At 70.5% G+C, this 2,569-nt stretch carries 1 protein-coding gene; it reads right to left on the minus strand.

The genetic code is table 11. The features are described 5' to 3' along the window. Window positions 1-145 precede the first annotated feature (145 nt). The coding region (locus tag B2284_RS00850; RefSeq protein WP_286697078.1) for an aldehyde dehydrogenase family protein at window positions 146-2,569 on the minus strand (2,424 nt) is incomplete at its 5' end.

The raw sequence follows: 2,569 nt of genomic DNA on the forward strand, positions 1-2,569 counted from the left end.
CTGCGATTTTCGTCCGCATTCGCGAATCTGGCCCACACTCGCGAATCTCGTCCACATTCAACTCGAACCAACTGCGTGACGAGCCGCCCCCTGACGGCTCGTCACGCAGTAGACCTCGGTGGGTCACCGATTCGGCGTCAACCGGTCAGCGCATCAGCTCCGGCGCGACGTGGCCGAAGCGGTGCAGTGTCCGCGAGATGGCCTGCTCGCGCAGGAACGTCAGCAGTTCCCGGCGTCCCGTCGACAGCACCTCGCCGAACAGCGGCGTGATGCTCGCGCCCTGGTCCTCGCCGGGAGCTGAGGCGAGCGCGGCGGCCGTCTCGCCGTCGGCGTCCGCGCCGACCATGCGGATGCGCAGCGGCTCGCCGCCGCGCGTGCCCTCACGGCACCACGTGACGAACTGCGCCGAGCTCTCGACCGACCCCATGCGGTTCAGCCAGACGAGTGCCTGTCGTCCCTCGCCCGTCGCCGCCAGGCGCGTGAGCGCCGGCTGCAGCGCGACATCCCACGACAGGTACACGCTCGAACCGACGAGGTGCGCTCCGAGTACGAGTCGCGCCACCTCGGCGAGCGTGCGGTCCGCGACGGCGTCGACGTCGCCGTCCGCCGAAGTCTCGCCGAGCTCCGCGCGCACGACGACCTGCGGCTGCGGGCGGTAGCGGAAGACGTTCGACTCGGCGCGCAGCGACGACGGGTCGGCCTCGATGCCGAGCTCCTCGCGCCACGCGAACGCGTCGGAACGCAGCGACGCATGCAGCCACTCGCGGTCGGCTTCGTTTCGCGCCAGCGGCGACAGGATCTCGAGCAGGTCGCGCACCCGCGGCATGATCGGCGCGCCCTGACGCGCGACGCCGTCAGACACCCACGTGCCGAACTGCGCGACGTAGTTCGGCCCGCCCGCCTTCGCGCCGGGGCCAATGACGGATTCCTTCCACCCGCCGAAGCTCTGACGCTGCACGATCGCGCCCGTGATGTGACGGTTGACGTAACAGTTGCCCGCTTCGACGTGCTCCTGCCAGTACGTGACCTCGTCCTCGTCGAGGCTGTGGATGCCAGCGGTGAGGCCGAACTGCGTCGCGTTCTGCAGTTCGAGCGCCTCCTCGAGCGTGTCGGCGTGCATGAGGCCGAGCACGGGGCCGAAGACCTCGGTCATGTGGAAGAACGAGCCGGGCTTCACGCCGTCCTTGAGGCCGGGGCTCCACAGGCGGCCGGTGTCGTCGAGCTGCTTCGGCTCGACGAGCCACGTCTCACCCGGTTCGAGCGTCGTCAGCGCCTTGAGCAGCTTGCCCGACGGCGGCTCGATGACCGGGCCCATCGTCGTGCCGAGGTCGCTCGGCCAGCCGACGCGCAGCGACTTCACGGCGTCGACGAGCTGCTCACGGAACCGCTTCGACGTCGCGACCGAGCCGACGAGGATGCCGAGCGAGGCAGCCGAGCACTTCTGCCCGGCGTGCCCGAACGCCGACTTCATGAGGTCGGCGGCGGCAAGGTCGAGGTCGGCGGCGGGCGTGACGACGAGTGCGTTCTTGCCGCTCGTCTCACCGAACACGCGCGGCCCACCGGCGTGACGCGCGCGCCACCCGGCGAACAGGCGACCCGTCTCGATCGAGCCGGTGAGGATGACGGTGTCGACGTCGTCGTGCGCGACGAGCGCGCGGCCGTTGTCGTCCTCCTCGACGCGGACGACCTGCGCGGCGTCGCGCGGGATGCCCGCAGCCCACAGGGCCTCCATCGCGACCTCGACGCAGCCGACCGTCTGCGGTGCCGGCTTGATGACGACGGCCGATCCGCTCGCGAGCGCCGCGAGCACCGAACCGATCGGGATGGCGACGGGGAAATTCCACGGCGGAGTGACGAGCGTGAGGCGGCGAGGCTCGAATCGTGCTCCGTCAGAAGCCATTCCGGTGACCAACTCTTCGCAGCGGTCAGCGTAGTAGCGCGCGAAGTCGATCGCCTCCGAGATCTCCGGGTCGACCTGGTCGATCGTCTTGCCCCCCTCGGCGGCCGCGACGGTGACGAGATCACCGCGACGCTTCTCGATCTCCCGCGCCGCCTCACGCAGCAGCGCGGCACGCTCGGTGTTGGAACGTCCGGCCCACCCGGCCTGCGCCGCGACGCCGCGCGCGACGACGTCGTCGACCATCTCGCGCGACGTGAGCTGCGGCGACGTCAGCGGCGCCGACTGACGCGTGACGGCCTCACGCGCCCAATCGCGCACCGCGGGCAGCGCCGGGTCGGAGTCGGCCGTGTTCTCGAAGAAGTCTCCGATCGGGGCGCGCTCGGGCGAGCGTCGCGGGCCGACGGGCGTCGAGGCGATCGCGTCGATCGACTCACGGAAACGTCGCTCCTGGTCCTGCATCGCCGACAGCGCACCGGTGCCGACGAGGCCGTCACGCACGTACTTGTGACGCTCGGCCGCACCCTCGTCGTGGCTGAACATGGCGTGCAGGAAGTTCTGCTCCGCCGCGTTCTCCTCGAGGCGACGGATGAGGTAGGAGACGGCGACGTCGAAGTCCTCGCGCTTCACGACGGGCGTGTAGAGCAGGACGGTGCCGACGTCGGCCTTCAC

It is taken from the genome of Dermacoccus sp. UBA1591, from assembly GCF_002322065.1.
Lineage (GTDB): Bacteria > Actinomycetota > Actinomycetes > Actinomycetales > Dermatophilaceae > Dermacoccus > Dermacoccus nishinomiyaensis.